The organism is Roseobacter sp. (genome assembly GCF_045106495.1).
Lineage (GTDB): Bacteria > Pseudomonadota > Alphaproteobacteria > Rhodobacterales > Rhodobacteraceae > Roseobacter.
Map to the genome: position 1 here is coordinate 93,504 of NZ_JBGCEQ010000005.1, position 21,660 is coordinate 115,163.

Consider the following 21,660-nt stretch of genomic DNA (forward strand, 5'->3'; position numbering starts at 1 on the left):
GGGAGCGTCATGCTTCAGGATCAAGACCGCATCTTCACCAATATCTACGGCATGCATGATCGCACGCTGACGGGCGCGCAAACGCGCGGGCATTGGGATGGCACTGCCGGTATCATCAAAAAGGGCCGCGACTGGATCGTGGAACAGATGAAGGCTTCTGGTCTGCGCGGGCGCGGTGGTGCGGGATTCCCAACCGGTCTCAACTGGTCGTTCATGCCCAAGGAATCCGATGGTCGCCCGGCGTATCTGGTGGTGAATGCAGACGAATCCGAACCGGGTACCTGCAAAGACCGCGAGATCATGCGCCACGATCCGCACACGCTGGTGGAGGGGTGTCTGATCGCGAGTTTTGCGATGAATGCGCATGCTTGCTACATCTACATTCGCGGTGAATACATACGCGAGAAAGAGGCGCTGCAAGCGGCGATTGATGAAGCCTATGACGCCGGGTTGATCGGCAAGAACGCCGCTGGCTCGGGGTGGGATTTCGACCTTTATCTGCATCATGGTGCGGGGGCATACATCTGCGGCGAGGAAACGGCTCTGCTGGAAAGTCTCGAAGGCAAGAAGGGGATGCCGCGCATGAAGCCACCGTTTCCGGCTGGCGCGGGACTGTATGGCTGCCCGACCACAGTGAACAACGTAGAGTCGATTGCCGTGGTGCCGACGATCCTGCGGCGCGGGCCGGAATGGTTTGCGGGATTTGGCCGTCCGAACAACGCGGGCACAAAGCTGTTTGCGATCTCCGGCCATGTGAACAACCCTTGCGTGGTCGAAGAGGCGATGTCGATTTCGTTTGAGGAGCTGATCGAGACTCATTGCGGCGGCATTCGGGGCGGCTGGGACAATCTCAAGGCCGTGATCCCCGGCGGATCGTCTGTGCCGATGATCCCGGGCGCGCAGATGAAAGACGCGATCATGGATTTCGACTATTTGCGCGAACAACGCTCCGGCCTTGGCACGGCGGCGGTGATCGTGATGGACAACTCGACGGATGTGATCAAGGCGATCTGGCGGCTCTCGAAATTCTACAAGCACGAAAGCTGCGGCCAATGTACGCCCTGCCGCGAAGGTACCGGCTGGATGATGCGGGTGATGGACCGTCTGGTCACCGGTGAGGCAGAACCTGAAGAGATCGACATGCTGCTGGATGTGACTAAGCAGGTCGAAGGGCATACGATTTGTGCCCTAGGCGATGCGGCGGCTTGGCCCATTCAGGGATTGATCCGCCACTTCCGCGTTGAGATCGAGGATCGGATTAAACACAAGCGGACCGGGCGCGTGAGCGCTGTGGCGGCAGAGTGAGTTTTAAATGTCTAAGCGAATTTTGATGTTCGCCGCCTTACTTGGCTTAATGGCTTGCGAGCCCGTGTCCGAAAACGTGATACCCTTTCGAAACACGATCGAGATACCCAAGTATTTTTACGACGGTGCCTTGAACGCCGGCATTGCTGGTCAAATTGCTGCTGAATGTAGCGGCCTTGAATACAATAGCAAGAAAGCAGCAGTGTACGAGGCCGAACTCACAGAACGAGCTAGGGCGGATGGTTTGACAAAAGCTCAAGACATAATTGCAGGCAACAACTTACCAGAAAGGCAGCTGCAGAAGGATTTGTTTGCTTACATCCAGAAGCGTAAGATCGTCGTTGTCTCGCCAGATACATGGTGTGCAGCTGGACGCGCCGAAATTTCGGAGAAAACCGAAATTGGTAATCTGTTGCTTGAAAAGGGGTGATGAAATGAGTTTTCATCTCGCTGAACTCAACGTCGGACGCCTGCTTGCCCCCACGGATGATCCGCGCGTGGCGGAGTTCATGGAGAACCTTGACCGGATCAATGGCTTGGGCAAGCGCATGCCGGGCTTCGTGTGGATGATGGAAGGCTCGGGCGAGCCGGGCACAGGCAATACCGAGGCCAAGATTGATGGCGATCCGCAGTATGTTTCTAACCTGACTGTTTGGGAAAGCGTCGAGACCTTGGAGAAATTCGTCTGGGGCACGATCCACAAGCAGTTCTACGAACGACGCCAGGAATGGTTTGAAGTGCTCGGAGAGATGCATTTCGTGATGTGGTGGGTGCCCGAAGGCCATGAACCGACGCTTGAGGAAGCCTTGGCGCGGCTGGAGCATCTGAAAACCCATGGGGACAGTGATCACGCTTTTGGCTGGTCCTATTTGAATGAAGCAAGCCAGTGGCGCGACAACCGATGCGCCCCGACTGCGGCGGAGTAACGAAATGAGAACGGGCATCAGTGTTTTGTTTTTGGGGTGCGCGCTGGCGGCCTGCAGCAATGAGGCCGAAAAGATCGCCTTTGACGGCCACTTTTTCAAAACTGACCTCGATGGTTTGGACGCACGTCATGAGTTTCAGGTCAAGGCTTCTCCCGTTTCTGCCTCTTTGTTGGGTGCAAAAGAGGCGGCGCGTTATGCAGCCACGGTTTTTTGCGTCAATGAATATGGCAGTTCGGCGATTGAATGGGTTGTAGGTCCGGATGATCCTGACGAGACCCTTCCCATCGCCAATGACACACTAACTCTGCAAGGAGCCTGTCCGCAGTGAGAGCTGGAGCCGGATATCGTGTTTTGATAAGCGTAGGCGGCAATGGTACTGCTTGTTCGGGCGGTTTTTCCAAACTGGTTTTCAATAATGGCGCAACCCGTCCAGGTTGGGAGGCTGATGATGCGTAACTGTGTTTTGGCCGGTATGGTCGCCGTATTGATGTCGACGTCTACGGTGGGCGCGGATATCCCGCCTCTCAGGGAGGTGAAATCTATCGACGATGGTCTATTTGCCATCGGCTTAGCCGACCAGATCCGTAAGAACTGCCCATCGATTTCGGCACGTATTTTCAAAGCGCTGGGCGCTTTGCAGGACTTAAACAATCAGGCAATGGCCATGGGCTACACCAAATCTGAGATCGACGCGCATGTGGAATCGGATGCAGAAAAAGACCGTCTGCGCGCCCGGGCGAAGGAGTATATGGCAGAACAGGGTCTTGTGCCGGACGAAGCTGGCTATTGCGCGCTGGGCCAGTCAGAGATAGCACGCAACAGTAAAGTTGGTGCCTTGTTGCGAGAGGAAGACTGATGCGTCCCCAACCAAAACGAAACGATGGGGTGCGTATCGCGGTCACTTCTGGTCAACAAAACGCGCTAGATTGCGCCTTGCTCACGATATTCACTCGCGCGCCCGCACAGGGCGCATTGATAAACAAAGGCAAATGATATGAGCGATTTACGCAAAGTTATTATTGATGGTCAGGAAGTCGAGGTGGATGGCGCGATGACGCTCATTCAGGCCTGCGAAGAGGCAGGCGTCGAGATCCCGCGGTTTTGTTACCACGAGCGGCTGACCATCGCCGGCAATTGCCGGATGTGTCTTGTGGAAGTGGTCGGCGGCCCGCCAAAACCTGCCGCCAGCTGTGCGATGCAGGTCAAGGATTTGCGCCCCGGGCCGGAAGGCCAGCCTCCTGTGGTGAAGACCAATTCGCCCATGGTCAAGAAAGCCCGTGAAGGGGTGATGGAATTTCTGTTGATCAACCATCCGCTGGATTGCCCTATCTGTGATCAGGGCGGCGAGTGCGATTTGCAGGATCAGGCGATGGCTTATGGCGTTGATTTCAGCCGCTACCGTGAACCAAAGCGCGCGACAGAGGACCTGGATCTCGGCCCGCTGGTTGAGACGCATATGACGCGCTGCATCTCCTGTACGCGCTGTGTCCGCTTTACCACCGAGGTCGCAGGCATTCACCAGATGGGCCAGACCGGGCGAGGAGAGGATGCCGAGATCACATCCTATCTCGGCCAGACGCTAGACAGCAACATGCAGGGCAACATCATTGACCTCTGCCCAGTCGGAGCATTGGTATCAAAGCCTTACGCCTTTACCGCGCGACCCTGGGAGCTGAGCAAGACCGAGAGCATCGACGTGATGGACGCGCTGGGTTCTAACATTCGTGTGGATACCAAAGGACGGGAAGTAATGCGCTTCTTGCCGCGAAACCATGATGGCGTGAATGAGGAATGGATATCTGACAAGACACGCTTTGTCTGGGATGGGCTGCGGCGGCAACGGTTGGACAAACCCTACATCCGCGAAAACGGCAAACTGCGGCCTGCATCATGGCCCGAAGCGCTGAGTGCCGCGGCAACGGCTATGGTCGGCAAAAAACTGTCGGGTATAGTCGGCGATCTGGTGCCCGTAGAGGCCGCTTTCGCGCTCAAGCAATTGATCGAAGGGCAAGGCGGCGTTGTCGAGTGTCGCACCGACGGGGCAAAACTGCCTGCCGGGAACCGGTTTGGCTATGTTGGGAATGCCACCATCGAAGAGATCGATGACGCGACGCATTTCATGCTGGTCGGTACCGACCCAAGCGTCGAGGCACCGGTTTTAAATGCGCGCATCCGAAAGGCGTGGCTCAAAGGTGCAAAAATCGGACTTGTCGGCCAAGCGGTTGAGCTGAGCTACGACTATCACCACTATGGCGCAGACCGTGAGGGTCTGAAGTCATGGGAAAGCGAGTCCGTAGAGGATGTACTTGATAAACCAACGATTTTGATCGTGGGGCAAGGGGCGTTGACCGGGGCTGACGGTGCGGCTGTGCTCGGTGCTGTCCATGCTTTTGCAGAACGGAGCAACTCCAAGGTTCTTGTGCTGCACACGGCCGCATCGCGGGTTGGCGCGCTGGACATCGGTGCGTGCAATGAGGGCGGCATGGCTGCCGTAGAGCAGGCCGAGGTCATCTACAACCTCGGCGCCGATGAGATTGAGATCGCTGACGGGCCTTTCGTCATCTATCAAGGCAGCCACGGTGATCGTGGTGCGCATCGTGCTGACATCATCCTGCCGGGTGCGGCCTATACCGAAGAACCCGGATTGTTTGTAAATACTGAAGGCCGCCCGCAGTTGGCGTTGCGAGCCGGTTTCGCCCCGGGTGAGGCCAAGGAAAATTGGGCCATCCTTCGTGCGCTCTCCGCCGAGATGGGTGCGCAGCTGCCTTACGACAGCATCGCAAACTTGCGCCATGCTGTGGTCAAAGCGGTGCCCCATCTGGCGAAGATCGACAGGGTGCCGGAAAACGATTGGCAAAAATTACCGCGTGGGACTCTCGGCAGCGCCATTTTCCAACCTGCGATCTCCGACTTTTACCTGACCAATCCCATCACGCGGGCCAGTCAGTTAATGGCTGAGCTGAGTGCGAATGCGAAAGCCCGTCGTGAAGAGGCGATTGCCGCCGAATGAAGCCAATTGCCTTCATATCACCTTTGGCCCTGGCTGCCTGTGCGTCGCCCGTGCCGATGGCAGAGGACTTTGTTCCGGAGTATCTCGGCGTTCAAACCCAGTTACTTGATGGGGATCTGGTGCAATTCAACGTTGCGATGACCAAAGCGCAGTCCGAGGAAGATGTGGAACGGTATGCGGAATGTGCGGCTGCACAGTACGCGTTGATCCGGGGATACGGATTTGCGCGCCATTTGCGGACAAATGTGACCAAAGAGGCTGGTGTGTGGGCGGCAGATGCTGTTTACACCATCTCGCCAACCCTGCCTGACGGGCTTGCCAAGATTGACGCAGAAGTCACCGTGGCGGACTGTAAGCAAACTGGAATACCGACGGTGTGAGGACCTATGGCTGATTTCTTTTCCACTCCTGGCGGCATTGCCGTTCTGATCCTGGCACAGGTGCTTGCTGTAGTTGCCTTCGTGATGATCTCACTGCTGTTTCTGGTTTATGGTGATCGCAAAATCTGGGCCGCTGTGCAGATGCGGCGCGGTCCGAACGTGGTGGGCGCCTTTGGTTTGCTTCAGACGGTCGCAGACGCGTTGAAATACGTGGTCAAGGAAGTCGTGGTGCCTGCGGGCGCGGATAAAACGGTTTTCATGCTGGCCCCGATGGCCTCATTTGTGTTGGCGCTAATCGCTTGGGCCGTGATCCCGTTTAACGAGACATGGGTACTCAGCGACATCAACGTGGCGATCCTTTTCGTTTTCGCGATTTCTTCGCTCGAGGTCTATGGCGTGATCATGGGCGGCTGGGCCTCCAATTCGAAATACGCCTTTCTCGGCTCTTTGCGGTCGGCAGCGCAGATGATTTCTTATGAGGTTTCACTGGGTTTGATCATCATCGGTGTGATCATCTCAACGGGCTCTATGAACTTTGGCGGGATCGTCGCCGCGCAAGACGGCGCTTTCGGCTTCTTTTCCTGGTACTGGCTGCCGCATTTTCCAATGGTGTTTCTCTTCTTCATCAGTTGCCTGGCTGAAACCAACCGACCTCCCTTTGACCTGCCCGAAGCGGAATCGGAATTGGTCGCCGGATATCAGGTTGAATACTCCTCTACACCTTTCCTGCTCTTCATGGCGGGCGAATACATCGCGATTTTCCTGATGTGTGCACTCACGACACTGCTCTTCTTTGGCGGATGGCTCTCGCCCATCCCCGGTCTTCCTGATGGCGCGCTGTGGATGGTGGCCAAGATGGCTTTCTTCTTTTTCCTCTTTGCAATGGTCAAGGCGATCACGCCGCGTTACCGCTATGACCAGTTGATGCGTCTAGGCTGGAAAGTCTTCCTGCCATTTTCGTTGATTTGGGTGGTTTTTGTATCTTTCGCTGCGAAATTTGACTGGTTCTGGGGTGCTTATGCCCGTTGGACCGTAGGAGGCTGACATGACACAGATCGACTACACCCGTGCTGCCAAATACTTCCTGTTGCAGGATTTCTGGGTCGGCATGAAGCTGGGGCTGAAGTACTTCTTTGCCCCCAAGGCCACGTTGAACTACCCGCATGAAAAAGGCCCGCTCAGCCCACGTTTCCGGGGCGAACATGCCTTGCGTCGTTATCCGAATGGCGAAGAACGTTGCATTGCTTGCAAGCTATGCGAGGCAATCTGCCCGGCGCAGGCGATCACGATTGATGCCGAGCCGCGCGATGATGGCAGTCGACGCACCACCCGGTACGACATCGACATGACAAAGTGCATCTACTGTGGGTTTTGTCAGGAAGCCTGCCCGGTGGATGCGATTGTCGAGGGGCCAAACTTCGAGTTTGCTACGGAAACACGCGAAGAACTCTATTACGACAAAGACAAGCTGTTGGCCAATGGCGAACGCTGGGAAGCCGAAATCGCCCGGAACCTAGAATTGGATGCGCCCTACCGATGAACGACAGCGACGCCTATACCCGCGGCAAAGCGATGGCAGAGGCCACAAACCCGGGCATCGAGGATGCCTTGGCGGTGCGGTATGATGCAATTCTGCCGGGGTTTTCGAGCTCGATGATGGAAGTGGCGTTTGGGCACTACTACACCCGCGAAGGTCTGGACGATAAAACACGTTACCTCGCAACGGTGGCGGCTTTGGCCGCGTTGGGAGGGCAGACAGGGCCGCAATTGAAGGTGCATATCAAGAACGCATTGAGGTCGGGTGCCAGCCAGCGCGAAGTTGCCGAAGTGATCAACCAGATGGCGCTCTATGGTGGGTTCCCGGCCATGATCAACGCACTGAACGCCGCGATTGAAGTCTTTGAAGCGGAGGCTGCCGCATGACAGACAGCAAGAACCCGTTTGAAGGCACAAATCCTTTCGCTGCGATGATGGCGCAGGCGCAGGAAATGGCAAAGAGCTTTCCCGCGATGGAGGCGTTTTCGCCCAAGGGCTTTGAAAAGATGATGGGCACAATGCCCAAAGAAATGATGGAAATGATGTTCGGCAACGCGCTGAACGAAGGGTCGCTGGATGCGCGGACCCGCATGTTATTGACGCTGGCTGGCTTAACCATGCAGGGCGCACAAAACGATGTGGGCTTTCGGCAGGGGGTGCGTCATGCGCTGGAAGCGGGCGCGACCGAGCAGCATATCGTTGAGACGATCGGGCAAATGTCGATGTTTGCAGGACTGCCCGCCATGACCCGTGCGTTGGAACTGGCGCAGCAGGTATTGGACGAAGAGAAGGACGCGACATGACGGTTTTTGCCTTTTACCTATTCGCCATCAGCGTGATTGCCGGGGGGCTTTTCACCGTTATTAGCCGAAACCCGGTGCATTCGGTGCTCTGGCTGATCCTTGCATTTTTGTCTGCCGCCGGGCTTTTTGTGCTCTTGGGCGCAGAGTTCGTGGCGATGCTTTTGATCATCGTTTACGTGGGTGCTGTCGCGGTCTTGTTCCTTTTTGTGGTGATGATGCTGGATGTGGATTTTGCGGAATTGAAGGCAGAAATGGCAAAATACATGCCGCTGGCGCTGCTCATTGGAATGGTCATTCTGATGCAATTTGTGATGGCCTTTGGGGCCTGGGAGAGCAATGCCGCCGCTGAAGGTCTTCGCGCGCAGGTCATGCCTGTTGATCGGCACAACACTGAGGCTTTGGGCATGATCCTCTATGACCAGTATTTCCTCTTGTTCCAACTGTCGGGCCTGATCCTTCTGGTTGCGATGATCGGCGCGATTGTGTTGACGCTGCGCCATCGCACGGATGTGAAGCGCCAAGACGTGGTCGCCCAGATGATGCGTGATCCTGCCGTGGCAATGGAATTGAAAGACGTTAAATCGGGGCAGGGGCTTTGATGTTTATGCGGTTTTGTTTGCTGGCTTCGTTGGCTGGCACTGCTGTCCCGGCTTTGGCGATAACGGAGGCAGATTGCGGGAACACGCCAAGTGTATCTATCGTCGTGGGAACTTATTCGTCTATTTGCGCGGAGATCGTTGAAGGTTCGGCTATCTTGGCGATCACACAGGCAGAGAGGCAAGGAACTCAGGTTAATATTTCGCACCGAGTGAATTTCCCCGATATGACTTGGACAAGGTTCGCCGCAGGAACAGCTCCGAAATTCTCAACCGTTTACGCGGTCGCTTCTACAGAAAAGCTGGATGTTAAAGACGATATGGTGCTCTACGCATCTGCTCTATGCGAGGAATTACAATGATCGGACTTGAACACTACCTGACCGTTGCGGCGACGCTCTTTGTCATTGGCATCTTCGGGCTGTTTCTCAACCGCAAGAACATCATCATTTTGTTGATGAGCATCGAATTGATGCTGCTGGCAGTGAACATCAATCTTGTCGCCTTCTCCAGCTTTCTGGGCGATCTGGTCGGGCAGGTTTTCACGCTGTTTGTGCTCACGGTCGCTGCTGCGGAGGCGGCGATTGGTCTGGCTATTCTGGTCTGTTTCTTCCGCAACCGCGGCACGATTGCCGTCGAAGATGTCAACGTGATGAAGGGGTAGCACCATGAGCATCGCGCTGAATTACATTTGGATGCTGCCGGTCGCGATTGGCATTTTTGGTGTGTACCATTTCGCGATGAAAGACCTTGGGGCACAGGTCACAACAACCCGTTTGAAGGCCGAGGAATAAGCTAACTATGGAAACAATCATCCTCTTTGCCCCGCTGGTTGGCGCACTGTTGTGCGGGTTTGGCTGGCGCATATTCGGCGAGACCGCCGCCATGTGGATTTCCACCTCGTTACTTTTTGTCTCGGCGATCTTGTCATGGGTCGTATTCCTGACGTTCGACGGCACAACCGAGCAAATCCAAATCCTGCGCTTTATTGAAAGTGGCACGCTCAGCACGGACTGGGCCATTCGACTGGATCGTTTGACGGCGATCATGCTGATCGTGATCACCACCGTGTCGAGCCTCGTGCACCTCTATTCCTTTGGCTACATGGACAAGGATCCGCAATGGAAAGAAGGCGAAACCTATAAGCCGCGCTTCTTTGCCTATCTGTCTTTTTTCACCTTTGCGATGCTGATGCTGGTAACTGCTGACAACCTGGTTCAGATGTTTTTTGGCTGGGAGGGTGTCGGTGTCGCGTCCTATTTGCTGATTGGGTTTTACTACCGCAAACCCACCGCCAATGCCGCGGCGATCAAGGCCTTTGTGGTCAACCGGGTTGGGGATTTCGGCTTTGCCTTGGGCATCTTCGCACTGTTCTTCCTGACCGACAGCATCAATTTTGATGATGTTTTTGCAGCCGCACCGGACCTTGCGGAAACGCAATTGACCTTCCTGTGGGGGGAATGGAACGCGGCCAATTTAATCGCCATGCTGCTCTTCATCGGCGCCATGGGCAAATCGGCGCAGCTCTTTCTGCACACCTGGTTGCCGGACGCGATGGAAGGCCCGACACCGGTCTCTGCGCTTATTCACGCGGCAACCATGGTGACAGCGGGTGTCTTTCTCGTATGCCGGATGTCACCGATCATGGAGTTTGCACCCGAAGCAACTGCCTTCATCACCTTCCTGGGTGCGACGACCGCGTTCTTCGCGGCAACCGTGGGTCTGGTACAAACTGACATCAAACGCGTGATCGCCTATTCGACCTGTTCACAACTGGGCTATATGTTCGTTGCCGCCGGTGTAGGCATGTATTCGGCCGCGATGTTTCACCTCTTCACACACGCGTTCTTCAAGGCGATGTTGTTTCTGGGTGCGGGATCTGTGATCCACGCGATGCACCACGAACAGGACATGACGAACTACGGTGGCTTGCGTAAAAAGATCCCCTATACCTTTGCGGCAATGATGATGGGCACGCTGGCGATCACCGGGGTGGGCATTCCACTGACCCATATCGGATTTGCGGGTTTCCTGAGCAAGGATGCGATCATTGAGAGCGCCTTCGCTGGCGGCACCGGATATGCTTTCTGGTTGCTCGTGGCAGCCGCCGCGATGACGTCATTTTATAGCTGGCGCTTGATGTTCCTGACTTTCTACGGGACGCCACGCGGGGACAAGCACACCCATGATCACGCGCATGAAAGCCCGATGACAATGCTCATTCCACTGGGTGTTCTGAGCCTCGGTTCGATTTTTGCGGGGATGGTCTGGTTTGGCAGCTTCTTTGGTCACACGGATCAAGTCGCAAAATTCTATGGTATTCCTTACGCGGAAGCCGGCGCTCACGGTGAAGGCCATTCCGACGAAACCCATGCCGAGCATGTGGCGGATGGCACCGCTGATGAACATCATGACGAAGACGCAGGTCACGGCGGTGAGGGTAAAGAGGGCGATCATCACTATGCCTTTACCGGTCAACCTGGCGAGGGTGCGATTTACATCGGACCTGACAACACTGTTTTGGATGACGCGCATGCAGTCCCAAAATGGGTTAAAACCTCGCCTTTCATTGCGATGCTGGGAGGCTTCCTGATGGCCATGTGGTTCTATATCTGGAACCCGACATTGCCGGGCCGTCTGGCCGAAAACCAGCGCCCGCTGTATCTCTTCCTCAAGAACAAGTGGTATTTTGACGAACTCTACGATGTGGTTTTTGTGGGGCCTGCAAAATGGATTGGCAGGGCGTTGTGGAAACGCGGTGATGGCGATGTGATCGATGGCGGTTTGAACGGTGTCGCGATGGGCATTATTCCCTTCTTTACCCGGCTGGCTGGACGCGCGCAGTCGGGCTACATCTTTACATATGCATTCGCAATGGTGATCGGCATCGCCGTTTTCGTGACCTGGATGACGATGAGCGGAGGGGCACACTGATGGACAATCTTCTGTCGATCGTAACCTTCTTTCCGGCTGGCGCGGCGCTTATTTTAGCGATCTTCCTACGCGGCGATGACGAAGTAGCCAACAGGAATGCCAAGTGGTCCGCCATGACGGCGACCTCGATCACCTTCCTTGTGTCGTTGTTCATTCTCGCCGATTTCGACCCCCAAAACACTGGTTTTCAATTTGTAGAACAAGCGCCTTGGCTCTTGGGGTTCCAATACAAACTGGGCGTCGATGGCATCTCGGTGCTTTTTGTGATGCTGACGACTTTCATGATGCCTTTGGTGATTGCAGCCTCGTGGAACGTTACGACCCGAGTCAAAGAATACATGATCGCGTTCTTGCTACTTGAGACACTGATGCTTGGTGTCTTCATGGCCCTGGATCTGGTGCTCTTCTATTTGTTCTTTGAGGCAGGCCTGATCCCGATGTTCCTGATCATCGGCATCTGGGGCGGGGCAAACCGCATCTATGCGTCGTTCAAGTTCTTCCTCTATACATTCTTGGGCTCTGTGCTGATGCTGGTGGCGATGGTCGGCATGTACGCGGATGCAGGTACCACCGATATCGAGGTTCTGTTGAACCACCAGTTCGCCTTCGATACCTTCTCGATTGCGGGTATTACCGTCGTGGGCGGATTGCAAACGCTGATGTTCTTGGCCTTTTTCGCCAGCTTTGCTGTGAAAATGCCGATGTGGCCGGTGCACACATGGTTGCCGGATGCGCACGTACAAGCCCCCACTGCGGGTTCAGTGGTACTTGCCGCGATCCTTCTCAAACTGGGTGGGTACGGGTTCATTCGCTTTTCTCTGCCGATGTTCCCGGTCGCGGCTGAAATCTGGTCGCCGATGATCCTTTGGATGTCCGCAATTGCGATTGTCTACACCTCGCTGGTGGCGCTTGTGCAGGAAGATATGAAAAAGCTGATCGCCTATTCTTCCGTGGCACATATGGGATTTGTGACCATGGGAATTTTCGCGGCGAACCAGCAGGGCGTGGATGGTGCAATTTTCCAGATGGTCAGCCACGGTTTCATCTCAGGTGCGCTGTTCCTTTGCGTCGGCGTGATTTACGACAGGATGCACACGCGGGACATCGATGCCTATGGCGGATTGGTCAACCGTATGCCGGCCTACGCGTTGATCTTCATGCTCTTCACCATGGCCAATGTCGGTTTGCCGGGCACTTCCGGGTTTGTCGGTGAATTCCTGACACTTATGGCCGTATTCCAAGTCAATACTTGGGTTGCCGCCGTGGCCACCACCGGTGTGATCTTTTCCGCGGCCTATGCGCTCTGGCTCTATCGCCGGGTGGTGATGGGTGATCTGATCAAGGAGAGCCTGCGCTCGATCACGGATATGACCCCGCGCGAGCGCTGGATCTTTGCTCCACTGGTGGCGATGACGCTGCTCTTGGGGGTCTACCCGGCACTGGTGCTCGACATCACTGGGCCTTCGGTTGCGGCGCTGGTTGGAAACTATGACACAGCACTAGGTGCGGCGGAAGCCGCCTCTCAGTTGGCTGCGAATTAAGGGACGGTACATCATGGTATCCGCTGATTTAACACTTGTACTGCCGGAAATCCTGTTGGCGGTTTACGCTATGGTGATGCTGCTGGTGGCGGTCTACACGTCGAAGGACGGGCTGGCCTCGGCATTGCTCTGGATGACAGCCGCCATAATGGCAGCTTTGGGCATCTGGATTGCAACAACGGGTGAAGGAGCCAACGAGGCCTTCAACGGTATGTTGATGCTGGACGGATTTGCGCGATTTGCAAAGGTCACGATTTTGCTGTCCGCCGCTGCGGTTCTGGTGATGTCAGAAGCCTACATGAAATCTCGCGATTTACTGCGCTTTGAGTACCCACTGCTGGTGGCACTAAGCGCGGTTGGCATGATGGTAATGGTATCTGCGAATGATCTGATGGCGCTTTACATGGGGCTAGAGCTGCAGTCGCTTGCGCTTTATGTGGTCGCTTCTTTGCGACGCGACTCGGTGAAATCAACCGAGGCGGGTCTGAAGTATTTCGTACTCGGTGCGCTGTCTTCGGGGTTGCTCCTTTATGGCGCGTCTCTGGTCTATGGGTACGCAGGCACGACGCTCTTCTCGGGTATTATTGAGACAGCACAACACGGAGAGGTTTCCCTCGGACTGCTCTTTGGCCTGGTTTTCCTGATTTCCGGTATGGCTTTCAAAGTCTCCGCTGTTCCTTTCCACATGTGGACCCCGGACGTTTACGAAGGGTCCCCGACCCCGGTCACTGCTTTCTTTGCGACGGCTCCCAAGGTCGCTGCCATGGGCCTTTTCGCCCGTGTCCTGCATGACGCCTTTGGCAACGCCGTGGCCGACTGGAGCCAGATTGTCGCGCTCTTGTCCGTGTTGTCGATGTTCCTCGGTGCGGTTGCGGCGATCGGTCAGACCAACATCAAACGTCTTATGGCTTTTTCATCGATTGCCCATATGGGGTATGCGCTGATGGGCCTGGCGGCGGGTACTGTACTCGGCGTGCAAGCGATGCTGATCTACATGGCGATTTATGTCACAATGAATGTCGGCACCTTCGCCTTTATCCTGATGATGGAAAAGGACGGCCAGCCCGTTACGGATATTGGTGCGCTCAACAATTACGCCAAGCGTGAGCCCGGCAAAGCACTGGCAATGTTGGTTCTGCTTTTCAGCCTCGCTGGTGTGCCACCGATGCTAGGTTTCTTTGGCAAATTCTATGTATTGCGCGCCGCATATGAGGCAAACTTGGCGTGGCTTGCAGTGGCGGGCGTGGTCGCTTCGGTGATTGGTGCGTATTATTACCTGCGTATCGTTTTCTACATGTATTTCGGCGATGAGGCACAAGAAGGCGTCGACAGTGGCGGGGCAAATACGGTGCTCTGGGGCTTCCTCATGGCTTCTGCTGCGATCATGGTCTTGGGGATTGCCAACATGTTCGGTGTTGAAACTGCGGCGGCGGCTGCAGCGGCAACGCTGGTCAACTGAAACGCCAGAGATCGGCGATGATACAGCGCCATTCTTGCGTGCAGACCATTGCGTGCCGCAACATGCCATGACCGTTTGGCCAGATGGATATGGCCGCATCATTCGTGACAGCGTTGGATCCACGCTGGACGAGGCTGCGCATCTTGCGTCCGTAACGCCAGATGCGTTTTGGGTGCTGGCGCATCATCAAACTTCGGCACGGGGCAGGCGCGGCCGGGCCTGGTCGATGCCTGAAGGCAATTTTGCCGCAACGCTGATCTTGCGCGCCAAAGAAGCGCCAGGCGTCGCGGCGTTGCGTTCATTCGTTATGTCTCTTGCGCTTTGTCGGACCTTGACTGATGTGTCGGGTGATCCCAAGGACTATGCGCTGAAATGGCCAAATGACGTTTTGCTGAAAGGCGGAAAGGTTGCCGGCATCCTTCTGGAAAGCGCAGGCCAAGGTGGGCAGCTTGGTCCGTTGGCCATAGGGGTCGGCGTCAATCTGAGAACCGCGCCTGCATCGGACGCCGTTGAAGCAAATTCTCTGGAGCCGGTTTCATTGCATGGTCAAACCGGCGTTACCATCGACCCCGAACCTTTTTTGGACCAATTGGCTCGTCACTATGCGATCCTTGAAAACCAGTTTCTGAATTTTGGGTTTGCACCAATCCGGACCGCTTGGTTGGCGCAAGCCGCACGCCTGGGTGAGCCGCTTGTCGCGCGCACCGGTCGTGAAGAAATCGCCGGTGTCTTTGAAGATGTGGACGAGACTGGTAACTTGATGTTGCGCACGCCACTTGGTCTGCGTGCTATCGCTGCTGCGGATGTCTTTTTTACCCCTTAGAGGAGGCCGGCCATGCTCTTGGCAATTGATTGCGGGAACACGAACACGGTCTTTGCAATATGGGACGGAGAGGCATTTCTGGCCTCCTGGCGCACCTCAACCGAATGGCAACGAACAGCCGATCAATACTACGTCTGGCTATCGACCTTGATGAAACTGCAAGGTATCGAGGCACAGATCACAGACGTCATCGTCTCTTCCACTGTGCCGCGTGTGGTCTTTAACATTCGGGTTTTAGCGGACAGGTATTTCAACACGCGCCCCTTGGTCGTGGGTAAATCTGATTGTTTGCTGCCGGTGGATGTGCGTGTGGATGCAGGGACCCAAGTGGGCCCCGACCGATTGGTCAACACTGTCGCGGGGCACGATCTATATGGCGGTGATCTGATCATGGTGGATTTTGGCACCGCTACGACCTTTGACGTGGTGGCCAGCGATGGCGCCTATATTGGCGGGGTGATCGCACCCGGTGTGAATCTCAGCCTTGAGGCGCTTCATCAGGCCGCAGCCGCTCTGCCGCATGTGGATATAACCAAACCCCAGTCCGTTGTGGGCACGAATACGGTCGCTTGCATGCAATCAGGTGTTTTTTGGGGTTATGTCGGGCTTGTACGTGAGATATGTGCCCGGATTAAAGCTGAGCGTGATCGCGAGATGCGCGTGATATCAACGGGGGGGCTGGCCCCGCTATTCCAGCAGACCGAAAAGCTATTTGACGCTTTTGAGGACGATCTGACAATACACGGCTTGACCGTGATCCACAAATTCAACAAGGAAAACGCCTGACATCATGAGCAATGAAAGATTGATCTACCTACCCCTTGGCGGGGCGGGTGAAATAGGCATGAACGCCTACGTGTATGGCTATGGCCGACCGGGCAAGGAACGTCTGATCGTGGTGGACCTTGGCGTAGCATTTCCGGATATGGATACGAGCCCTGGGGTTGATCTGATCTTTGCAGATATTTCCTGGCTGATCGAACGCCGCGATCAGATCGAGGCCATATTCATAACGCACGCACATGAAGATCACGTCGGGGCCGTGGCTCATACCTATGACCAGTTGAAAGCGCCGATATATACGCGCGTCTTCACGGGCAATATCGCACAGCGTAAGATGCTGGAACACGGTCACCCTGAAGATGCCGTAACAGTTGTGTCTGCTTGGCCGGAAAAGGTGCAAGCGGGGCCATTCACAGTTGGCTTTTTGCCGATGTCGCACTCCATTCCTGAGAGTTCTGCGATGATTATCGACAGTCCAGAGGGGCGCGTGATCCATTCCGGTGACTTCAAGTTGGATGAAACGCCCTTGGTCGGGGAGCCTTTCGATCCTGATCTCTGGGCTGACGTGAGCAAGGACGGCGTCAAAGCCCTGATTTGCGATAGTACAAATGTGTTTTCTCCCAAGCCCGGCCGATCCGAGGCGACGCTTGGTCCTGACATTACCGATCTGGTGCAAAGCGCCAAGGGCATGGTTGTCGCGACCACCTTTGCGTCCAACGTCGCACGAGTCAAAACGCTGGCCGAGGCTGGCGTGCGCGCGGGCAGGTCCATCGTCTTGATGGGCCGTGCCATGAAACGCATGGTCGAAGCCGCTGTGGAAACCGGGGTTCTGACGGATTTTCCGTCAACGGTACCGCCGGAGGACGCCAAGTCCATACCACGTGAGAACCTGATGTTGCTGGTGACCGGGTCGCAAGGCGAACGGCGCGCCGCCTCCGCGCAACTGGCCCGCGGTAAATATCAGGGCATGGAGATGAAGGAGGGCGATATGTTCCTGTTTTCGTCCAAGACCATTCCCGGCAACGAAAAAGGTGTCATCCGCATCATAAATGCATTCTCGGAACTCGGTGTGGATGTGGTGGATGACAGCACCGGGCTTTATCACGTATCGGGCCATGCGAACCGGCCGGATCTGGAAAGGTTGTCTGGCATCGTCAAACCTCAGGTGCTGATCCCGATGCACGGCGAACACCGGCATTTGCGCGAACATGTCAAAATCGCCAACGGCAATGGTATGACCGGTGTCCTGGCGGTGAATGGCATGATGGTGGATCTGTCGGGCAATCAGCCGACAGTTTCAGAATACGTCGAGACCGGACGCACTTACATCGATGGATCGGTTCAGATTGGTGCGATGGATGGCGTGGTGCGTGACCGTATCCGCATGGCTCTGAACGGACATGTGGTCGTCACGGTTATTCTGGACGATGAAGACGAACCGCTCGGCGAACCCTGGTGTGAATTGAAAGGGTTGCCCGATACCGGCACAAGTCGCGCTGCTTTGGTGGACGTCATGGAAGCTGACCTTGGCCAGTGGCTGGCACGGGCAGGGGCCAAGATTCTACGCGACGATGACAAGTTGAACGAGGGTTTGAAACGCGTGGTGCGACAGACCGCGTTAGAAGAGATCGGACGCAAGCCGGAAGTGACGATTGTCGTGAGCCGGTTGAGCTGATGCATTACCACTACCGCGATCTTCTCAGCAGGATTGCGGAGTCGCCGCTGTGGTTTGATGAACATGCAGTGCCAAGATTCGAGGCTTTTGCGCCGAACCGGGTTTCCAATATCTACGCGCGGGAAGCTGCATTGGTTTGGATTGCGTGCCAAAGGTGTGGGCGGCGGTTCGATGTCGCCTTCACGGATCCTATAGCATCGAACTCGCTCCTCGAAGGCGCCCAACGAGAAGGCAAACATCCAATGGTCCGAGATCACATTCGGGCAGGTACACTTCACTATGGTGATCCACCGAATGGGGATTGTTGCCCAGCGGGCGCCACGATGAACAGCGTGCCAGGGCAGGTTCTGGTGTATTGGGTTCAACCCTAAGCGCTTGGCGAAGGTTTAGGATTTGAGAAGAAATCACGAGGGGAGAAGGTGATTCTTGCTCCAAAGGCGACGCATTTCCAACGCGACCCCGCGTTGGAAATTGACATTACTCCCGATTGGGCCCGCTAAACTGCGCAGCGTTCCTTGAAACTAAGCCCAATGAACTCAGGGGTATGATCGCCCAAGCCCACCACCTTGTTGTCGTTCCGATCGTTGTTGGCAGGTCGTCCCCGGCCGACTGACCGACCACGGGTATTGCGCTTTGGTTCTTCCGGTACGGGCGGCTCTGTACTCTCAGCAACAACCGTTTCCGGAATGTTCACTGGCGTATCTTGCGGTTGGGTCTCATTAGCATCGTCCTTGACCCGACTGCGTGATCGTCTGCGTTTTGGCTTCTCTTCGGGCGACACAGGTGGCGATGCATCTTCCTCTTCAGGTTTTTGCGCAACTGGATTGTCGATGCGTGGAATTTCACGTTGCACAAGCCGTTCAATATCCGCGAGGTTCTTCTCATCCCGCGGCACACAGATCATGATCGCCTTGCCATCGCGGCCGGCGCGACCAGTGCGACCAATGCGGTGCACATAGTCTTCTGCATGGCCGGGGACATCAAAGTTGAAAACATGGCTGACGGCGGGCACGTCCAGACCGCGGGCGGCCACATCGGAAGCCACCAGAAACCGAAGCGTGCCTTCGCGAAACCCATCCAATGTACGGGTGCGGTGGCTTTGTTCCAGATCGCCATGGATCGGCGCTGCATCATATCCATATTTTTTCAATGACTTAGCGACAATGTCCACATCAACCTTGCGGTTGCAGAAAACGATGGCGTTGGTGCATTTATCGCCTTCGCGATCAATCAGACCGCGCAAAACCTTGCGTTTTTCTGTGGCTTCCCGGTCGCGTCGGCTGCCTTTGAACATGACCACGCACTGTTCAATGTTTTCGCCCGTGGTGGCCTGGCGGGCCACTTCAATCCGCTCCGGAGCGGACAAAAACGTGTTAGTGATCCGCTCGATCTCAGGCGCCATAGTTGCCGAGAAAAACAGCGTTTGACGAGTGAAGGGCGTCAGACCAAAAATGCGCTCGATATCGGGAATGAAGCCCATATCGAGCATCCGGTCCGCTTCGTCTACGACCATGACCTTGACGTCCGACAGGATCAGTTTACCGCGCTCGAAATGGTCCAGCAAACGACCGGGTGTCGCGATCAGAACATCGACGCCTTTGTCGATCAAATTGTCCTGTTCCTTGAAGGATACACCGCCGATCAACAGGGCTTTTGTCAGTTTCAGATGTTTCGAATAAGTGTCGAAATTCTCTGCGACCTGTGCCGCAAGCTCGCGGGTCGGGCACAATACAAGGCTGCGTGGCATCCGTGCGCGTGCGCGCCCACGGGCCAACAATGTGATCATAGGTAATGTAAAACTGGCGGTCTTCCCCGTACCTGTTTGCGCGATTCCCAGAACGTCCTTGCCTTCCAGCGCTGGCGGAATTGCGCCAGCTTGTATCGGCGTGGGGCTTTCGTAGCCTGCTTCGTCGATAGCTTTCAGAACTTTGGGATTCAACTTCAGGTCAGAAAATTTTGTCATATATGTCCGTGGTTAGCGGACACTTTCTTGGCCCGCAGCAGCATTCATGTCGGCCCGCATGGCCTAATTGGCGACCGACTGTCGCGACATGCTGCGCGTGTCTAGCAACAAGTACCGTCAGCGTCAAACGCTTGCGGCATTCGTAGGTTAATTACGGTAAATACTTGAAAATAATACGCGTAATGGTTGAAGATGCGCTCCCAAGTAGTATTGATCAGTAAAAACGGCGCCGTATCGACATACGTCACATGAGGGTTTGCTACACCATCATTTCTTTTGTCGCGGTCAAATTGACATCCGGGTAGTCGCGCGCAACCCGATCAATATCCCACTGCAATCGCGTCAGATAAACGATGTCACCATCGTGGTCGTGCGCGATATGTTGTTTGTTGCTCTCGGTGAAAGCGTCAACTGCTTGTTTCGCGCCGCTTACCCACCGCGCCGAGGTGAATTGCGAGGCGTCAAAACGGACCGGCAAACCATATTCCAACTCAATGCGGCTGGCGAGGACCTCGAATTGTAGCTGCCCCACGACCCCAACCACAAAACCCGATCCGATCGAGGGCTTGAAAACTTTCGCAGCCCCTTCTTCGGCAAATTGCATCAGCGCTTTTTCCAAGTGTTTGGCCTTCATCGGATCGCCAGCACGCACACCTTGCAAAAGCTCTGGTGCGAATGAGGGAATGCCGGTGACACGTATGGCCTCGCCTTCCGTCAGCGTATCGCCGATGCGCAATTGTCCGTGATTGGGGATACCTATGATGTCGCCAGCCCATGCCTCTTCGGCAAGTTCGCGGTCAGACGCCAGAAACATCACAGGGTTGGTAATGGCCATCGGTTTCTTTGATCGCACATGGGTCAGTTTCATACCCCTCTCAAAGTGACCGGAAGCCAGCCGTACAAAGGCCACACGGTCACGGTGTTTTGGGTCCATATTGGCCTGAACTTTAAAAACAAACCCCGCCACTTTCTTTTCTTCCGGCAGAATCTGGCGCGGCTGTGCGGATTGGATTTGCGGCTGTGGCCCGTAGGTGGCGATGCCCTCCATCAATTCTTTGACGCCAAAGGAGTTGATCGCCGAGCCAAACCAAATCGGCGTCAGCGAGCCCTCGTGCATCGCTGCCATGTCCAGCGGGGGCAAAAGCGCGCGCGCCATTTCAAGGTCTTCAAGCAATTTATCAAGCAGATGTTCCGGAACATGCTCGGCCAATTTGGGGTCATCCAACCCGTTGATTTCGATGGACTCGGCCATGCGGTTTCGATCCGCCCTATCCATCAGCTCCAAACGGTCGCGTAACATGTCATAGCAACCCAGAAAATCCCGACCTACGCCAATGGGCCAGCTTGCAGGCGTCACATCGATGGCAAGGTTCTCTTGAATTTCATCAATGATCTCAAAAACATCTCTGCTTTCTCGGTCCATTTTGTTACAGAACGTGAGGATCGGTAGATCCCGCATGCGGCAGACCTCAAACAGTTTTTGCGTTTGGCTTTCCACGCCCTTGGCGCCGTCGATCACCATGACAGCGGCATCCACGGCCGTGAGCGTCCGGTAGGTGTCTTCGGAAAAATCCGAGTGGCCGGGTGTATCTACCAGATTGAAGCGGAACTCTTTGAAATCAAAGGACATGGCTGAGGCGGAGACCGAAATACCGCGGTCTTTTTCCATCGCCATGAAATCGGACCGGGTGCGGCGTGCTTCGCCCTTGGCCCGTACTTGGCCCGCCATCTGGATCGCGCCGCCAAACAACAGAAATTTTTCTGTCAGCGTGGTTTTGCCTGCATCTGGGTGGCTGATGATCGCAAAAGTCCGGCGACGGGCGATCTCAGGGGGCAATTCGGGGCGGTTCTGCGGGGTATCCAACATGAGCGAGCGTATAGCGAGGCGCAAGCAGCGCGGCAAGCGCTGACGGTGATCTAAGCGCG

At 55.5% G+C, this 21,660-nt stretch carries 23 protein-coding genes; 21 read left to right on the forward strand and 2 right to left on the reverse strand.

Annotation, left to right across the window (positions count from 1 at the left end; all coding sequences use genetic code 11):
* Window positions 1-9 precede the first annotated feature (9 nt).
* The 21 genes from nuoF to AB8B75_RS05435 all read left to right on the forward strand — a co-directional run bounded on the left by nuoF (window position 10) and on the right by AB8B75_RS05435 (window position 17,771).
* Complete coding sequence (gene nuoF, locus AB8B75_RS05335; RefSeq protein WP_405360416.1) at window positions 10-1,305, forward strand: NADH-quinone oxidoreductase subunit NuoF; 1,296 nt, start codon at window positions 10-12, stop codon at window positions 1,303-1,305.
* 7 nt (window positions 1,306-1,312) lie between these two features.
* Window positions 1,313-1,735, forward strand: coding sequence for a DUF5333 family protein (locus AB8B75_RS05340; RefSeq protein WP_405360418.1), 423 nt, complete (start codon window positions 1,313-1,315; stop codon window positions 1,733-1,735).
* Between the two features lie 4 nt (window positions 1,736-1,739).
* Window positions 1,740-2,231, forward strand: a complete 492-nt coding sequence (locus tag AB8B75_RS05345; protein WP_405360420.1) for a DUF3291 domain-containing protein — start codon at window positions 1,740-1,742, stop codon at window positions 2,229-2,231.
* A gap of 4 nt (window positions 2,232-2,235) precedes the next feature.
* Window positions 2,236-2,559: a hypothetical protein gene (locus AB8B75_RS05350; RefSeq protein WP_405360422.1), complete on the forward strand. Its 324-nt coding sequence runs from the start codon at window positions 2,236-2,238 to the stop codon at window positions 2,557-2,559.
* Window positions 2,560-2,679: 120 nt separating this feature from the next.
* Window positions 2,680-3,087: a DUF5333 domain-containing protein gene (locus AB8B75_RS05355; RefSeq protein WP_405360423.1), complete on the forward strand. Its 408-nt coding sequence runs from the start codon at window positions 2,680-2,682 to the stop codon at window positions 3,085-3,087.
* Window positions 3,088-3,225: 138 nt separating this feature from the next.
* Window positions 3,226-5,241 carry an NADH-quinone oxidoreductase subunit NuoG gene (gene nuoG, locus AB8B75_RS05360; RefSeq protein WP_405360424.1) on the forward strand — a complete coding sequence of 672 codons (2,016 nt, stop codon included), beginning with the start codon at window positions 3,226-3,228 and terminating at the stop codon, window positions 5,239-5,241.
* Window positions 5,238-5,621, forward strand: a complete 384-nt coding sequence (locus AB8B75_RS05365; RefSeq protein ID WP_405360426.1) for a hypothetical protein — start codon at window positions 5,238-5,240, stop codon at window positions 5,619-5,621. Before nuoG ends, AB8B75_RS05365 begins: the two co-directional genes overlap by 4 nt.
* Window positions 5,622-5,627: 6 nt before the next feature.
* A complete protein-coding gene (gene nuoH, locus AB8B75_RS05370; protein WP_405360428.1) occupies window positions 5,628-6,665 on the forward strand; it encodes an NADH-quinone oxidoreductase subunit NuoH in 1,038 nt (345 codons plus the stop codon).
* 1 nt (window position 6,666) lies between these two features.
* Complete coding sequence (nuoI, locus tag AB8B75_RS05375; protein ID WP_187428661.1) at window positions 6,667-7,161, forward strand: NADH-quinone oxidoreductase subunit NuoI; 495 nt, start codon at window positions 6,667-6,669, stop codon at window positions 7,159-7,161.
* Window positions 7,158-7,544 carry a carboxymuconolactone decarboxylase family protein gene (locus AB8B75_RS05380; RefSeq protein WP_405360429.1) on the forward strand — a complete coding sequence of 129 codons (387 nt, stop codon included), beginning with the start codon at window positions 7,158-7,160 and terminating at the stop codon, window positions 7,542-7,544. Before nuoI ends, AB8B75_RS05380 begins: the two co-directional genes overlap by 4 nt.
* Window positions 7,541-7,960, forward strand: a complete 420-nt coding sequence (locus AB8B75_RS05385) for a carboxymuconolactone decarboxylase family protein (RefSeq protein ID WP_405360431.1) — start codon at window positions 7,541-7,543, stop codon at window positions 7,958-7,960. Before AB8B75_RS05380 ends, AB8B75_RS05385 begins: the two co-directional genes overlap by 4 nt.
* A complete protein-coding gene (locus tag AB8B75_RS05390; RefSeq protein ID WP_405360433.1) occupies window positions 7,957-8,559 on the forward strand; it encodes an NADH-quinone oxidoreductase subunit J in 603 nt (200 codons plus the stop codon). Before AB8B75_RS05385 ends, AB8B75_RS05390 begins: the two co-directional genes overlap by 4 nt.
* The gene (locus AB8B75_RS05395) at window positions 8,559-8,918 is read left to right on the forward strand and encodes a hypothetical protein (RefSeq protein WP_405360435.1); all 360 of its coding nucleotides are present in this window, start codon (window positions 8,559-8,561) and stop codon (window positions 8,916-8,918) included. Before AB8B75_RS05390 ends, AB8B75_RS05395 begins: the two co-directional genes overlap by 1 nt.
* Window positions 8,915-9,220, forward strand: coding sequence for an NADH-quinone oxidoreductase subunit NuoK (nuoK, locus tag AB8B75_RS05400; RefSeq protein WP_187428658.1), 306 nt, complete (start codon window positions 8,915-8,917; stop codon window positions 9,218-9,220). Before AB8B75_RS05395 ends, nuoK begins: the two co-directional genes overlap by 4 nt.
* A 4-nt stretch (window positions 9,221-9,224) precedes the next feature.
* On the forward strand, window positions 9,225-9,350 hold the full coding sequence (locus AB8B75_RS05405; protein ID WP_405360437.1) for a hypothetical protein: 126 nt from the start codon (window positions 9,225-9,227) through the stop codon (window positions 9,348-9,350).
* Window positions 9,351-9,357: 7 nt separating this feature from the next.
* Window positions 9,358-11,490 carry an NADH-quinone oxidoreductase subunit L gene (nuoL, locus tag AB8B75_RS05410; protein WP_405360438.1) on the forward strand — a complete coding sequence of 711 codons (2,133 nt, stop codon included), beginning with the start codon at window positions 9,358-9,360 and terminating at the stop codon, window positions 11,488-11,490.
* Complete coding sequence (locus AB8B75_RS05415) at window positions 11,490-13,031, forward strand: NADH-quinone oxidoreductase subunit M (protein ID WP_405360439.1); 1,542 nt, start codon at window positions 11,490-11,492, stop codon at window positions 13,029-13,031. Before nuoL ends, AB8B75_RS05415 begins: the two co-directional genes overlap by 1 nt.
* Before the next feature lie 13 nt (window positions 13,032-13,044).
* Window positions 13,045-14,490, forward strand: a complete 1,446-nt coding sequence (nuoN, locus tag AB8B75_RS05420) for an NADH-quinone oxidoreductase subunit NuoN (protein ID WP_405360440.1) — start codon at window positions 13,045-13,047, stop codon at window positions 14,488-14,490.
* Between the two features lie 67 nt (window positions 14,491-14,557).
* Entirely contained in the window at window positions 14,558-15,313 is a 756-nt protein-coding gene (locus AB8B75_RS05425) for a biotin--[acetyl-CoA-carboxylase] ligase (RefSeq protein WP_405360442.1), read from the forward strand.
* A gap of 12 nt (window positions 15,314-15,325) precedes the next feature.
* On the forward strand, window positions 15,326-16,099 hold the full coding sequence (locus AB8B75_RS05430) for a type III pantothenate kinase (RefSeq protein ID WP_405360444.1): 774 nt from the start codon (window positions 15,326-15,328) through the stop codon (window positions 16,097-16,099).
* A gap of 4 nt (window positions 16,100-16,103) precedes the next feature.
* Entirely contained in the window at window positions 16,104-17,771 is a 1,668-nt protein-coding gene (locus AB8B75_RS05435; RefSeq protein WP_405360446.1) for a ribonuclease J, read from the forward strand.
* A gap of 496 nt (window positions 17,772-18,267) precedes the next feature.
* Here the strand turns inward: AB8B75_RS05435 and AB8B75_RS05440 are convergent, their stop codons facing one another.
* Together AB8B75_RS05440 and AB8B75_RS05445 are read right to left on the reverse strand one after the other, a co-directional pair.
* Complete coding sequence (locus tag AB8B75_RS05440; RefSeq protein WP_405360448.1) at window positions 18,268-19,734, reverse strand: DEAD/DEAH box helicase; 1,467 nt, start codon at window positions 19,732-19,734, stop codon at window positions 18,268-18,270.
* 259 nt (window positions 19,735-19,993) lie between these two features.
* Complete coding sequence (locus AB8B75_RS05445; RefSeq protein WP_405360450.1) at window positions 19,994-21,601, reverse strand: peptide chain release factor 3; 1,608 nt, start codon at window positions 21,599-21,601, stop codon at window positions 19,994-19,996.
* Window positions 21,602-21,660: the final 59 nt, after the last annotated feature.

Bases quoted from the DNA above. Each gene is read 5' to 3' on its own strand.
- AB8B75_RS05390 (WP_405360433.1), top strand. From the start codon at position 7,957: ATGACGGTTTTTGCCTTTTACCTATTCGCCATCAGCGTGATTGCCGGG.
- nuoK (WP_187428658.1), top strand. From the start codon at position 8,915: ATGATCGGACTTGAACACTACCTGACCGTTGCGGCGACGCTCTTTGTC.
- nuoG (WP_405360424.1), top strand. From the start codon at position 3,226: ATGAGCGATTTACGCAAAGTTATTATTGATGGTCAGGAAGTCGAGGTG.
- AB8B75_RS05385 (WP_405360431.1), top strand. From the start codon at position 7,541: ATGACAGACAGCAAGAACCCGTTTGAAGGCACAAATCCTTTCGCTGCG.
- AB8B75_RS05440 (WP_405360448.1), bottom strand. From the start codon at position 19,734: ATGACAAAATTTTCTGACCTGAAGTTGAATCCCAAAGTTCTGAAAGCT.
- AB8B75_RS05350 (WP_405360422.1), top strand. From the start codon at position 2,236: ATGAGAACGGGCATCAGTGTTTTGTTTTTGGGGTGCGCGCTGGCGGCC.
- AB8B75_RS05430 (WP_405360444.1), top strand. From the start codon at position 15,326: ATGCTCTTGGCAATTGATTGCGGGAACACGAACACGGTCTTTGCAATA.
- nuoI (WP_187428661.1), top strand. From the start codon at position 6,667: ATGACACAGATCGACTACACCCGTGCTGCCAAATACTTCCTGTTGCAG.
- nuoF (WP_405360416.1), top strand. From the start codon at position 10: ATGCTTCAGGATCAAGACCGCATCTTCACCAATATCTACGGCATGCAT.
- AB8B75_RS05380 (WP_405360429.1), top strand. From the start codon at position 7,158: ATGAACGACAGCGACGCCTATACCCGCGGCAAAGCGATGGCAGAGGCC.
- nuoH (WP_405360428.1), top strand. From the start codon at position 5,628: ATGGCTGATTTCTTTTCCACTCCTGGCGGCATTGCCGTTCTGATCCTG.
- AB8B75_RS05340 (WP_405360418.1), top strand. From the start codon at position 1,313: ATGTCTAAGCGAATTTTGATGTTCGCCGCCTTACTTGGCTTAATGGCT.
- AB8B75_RS05355 (WP_405360423.1), top strand. From the start codon at position 2,680: ATGCGTAACTGTGTTTTGGCCGGTATGGTCGCCGTATTGATGTCGACG.
- AB8B75_RS05345 (WP_405360420.1), top strand. From the start codon at position 1,740: ATGAGTTTTCATCTCGCTGAACTCAACGTCGGACGCCTGCTTGCCCCC.
- nuoN (WP_405360440.1), top strand. From the start codon at position 13,045: ATGGTATCCGCTGATTTAACACTTGTACTGCCGGAAATCCTGTTGGCG.
- AB8B75_RS05365 (WP_405360426.1), top strand. From the start codon at position 5,238: ATGAAGCCAATTGCCTTCATATCACCTTTGGCCCTGGCTGCCTGTGCG.
- nuoL (WP_405360438.1), top strand. From the start codon at position 9,358: ATGGAAACAATCATCCTCTTTGCCCCGCTGGTTGGCGCACTGTTGTGC.
- AB8B75_RS05445 (WP_405360450.1), bottom strand. From the start codon at position 21,601: ATGTTGGATACCCCGCAGAACCGCCCCGAATTGCCCCCTGAGATCGCC.
- AB8B75_RS05435 (WP_405360446.1), top strand. From the start codon at position 16,104: ATGAGCAATGAAAGATTGATCTACCTACCCCTTGGCGGGGCGGGTGAA.
- AB8B75_RS05405 (WP_405360437.1), top strand. From the start codon at position 9,225: ATGAGCATCGCGCTGAATTACATTTGGATGCTGCCGGTCGCGATTGGC.
- AB8B75_RS05425 (WP_405360442.1), top strand. From the start codon at position 14,558: ATGACCGTTTGGCCAGATGGATATGGCCGCATCATTCGTGACAGCGTT.
- AB8B75_RS05415 (WP_405360439.1), top strand. From the start codon at position 11,490: ATGGACAATCTTCTGTCGATCGTAACCTTCTTTCCGGCTGGCGCGGCG.
- AB8B75_RS05395 (WP_405360435.1), top strand. From the start codon at position 8,559: ATGTTTATGCGGTTTTGTTTGCTGGCTTCGTTGGCTGGCACTGCTGTC.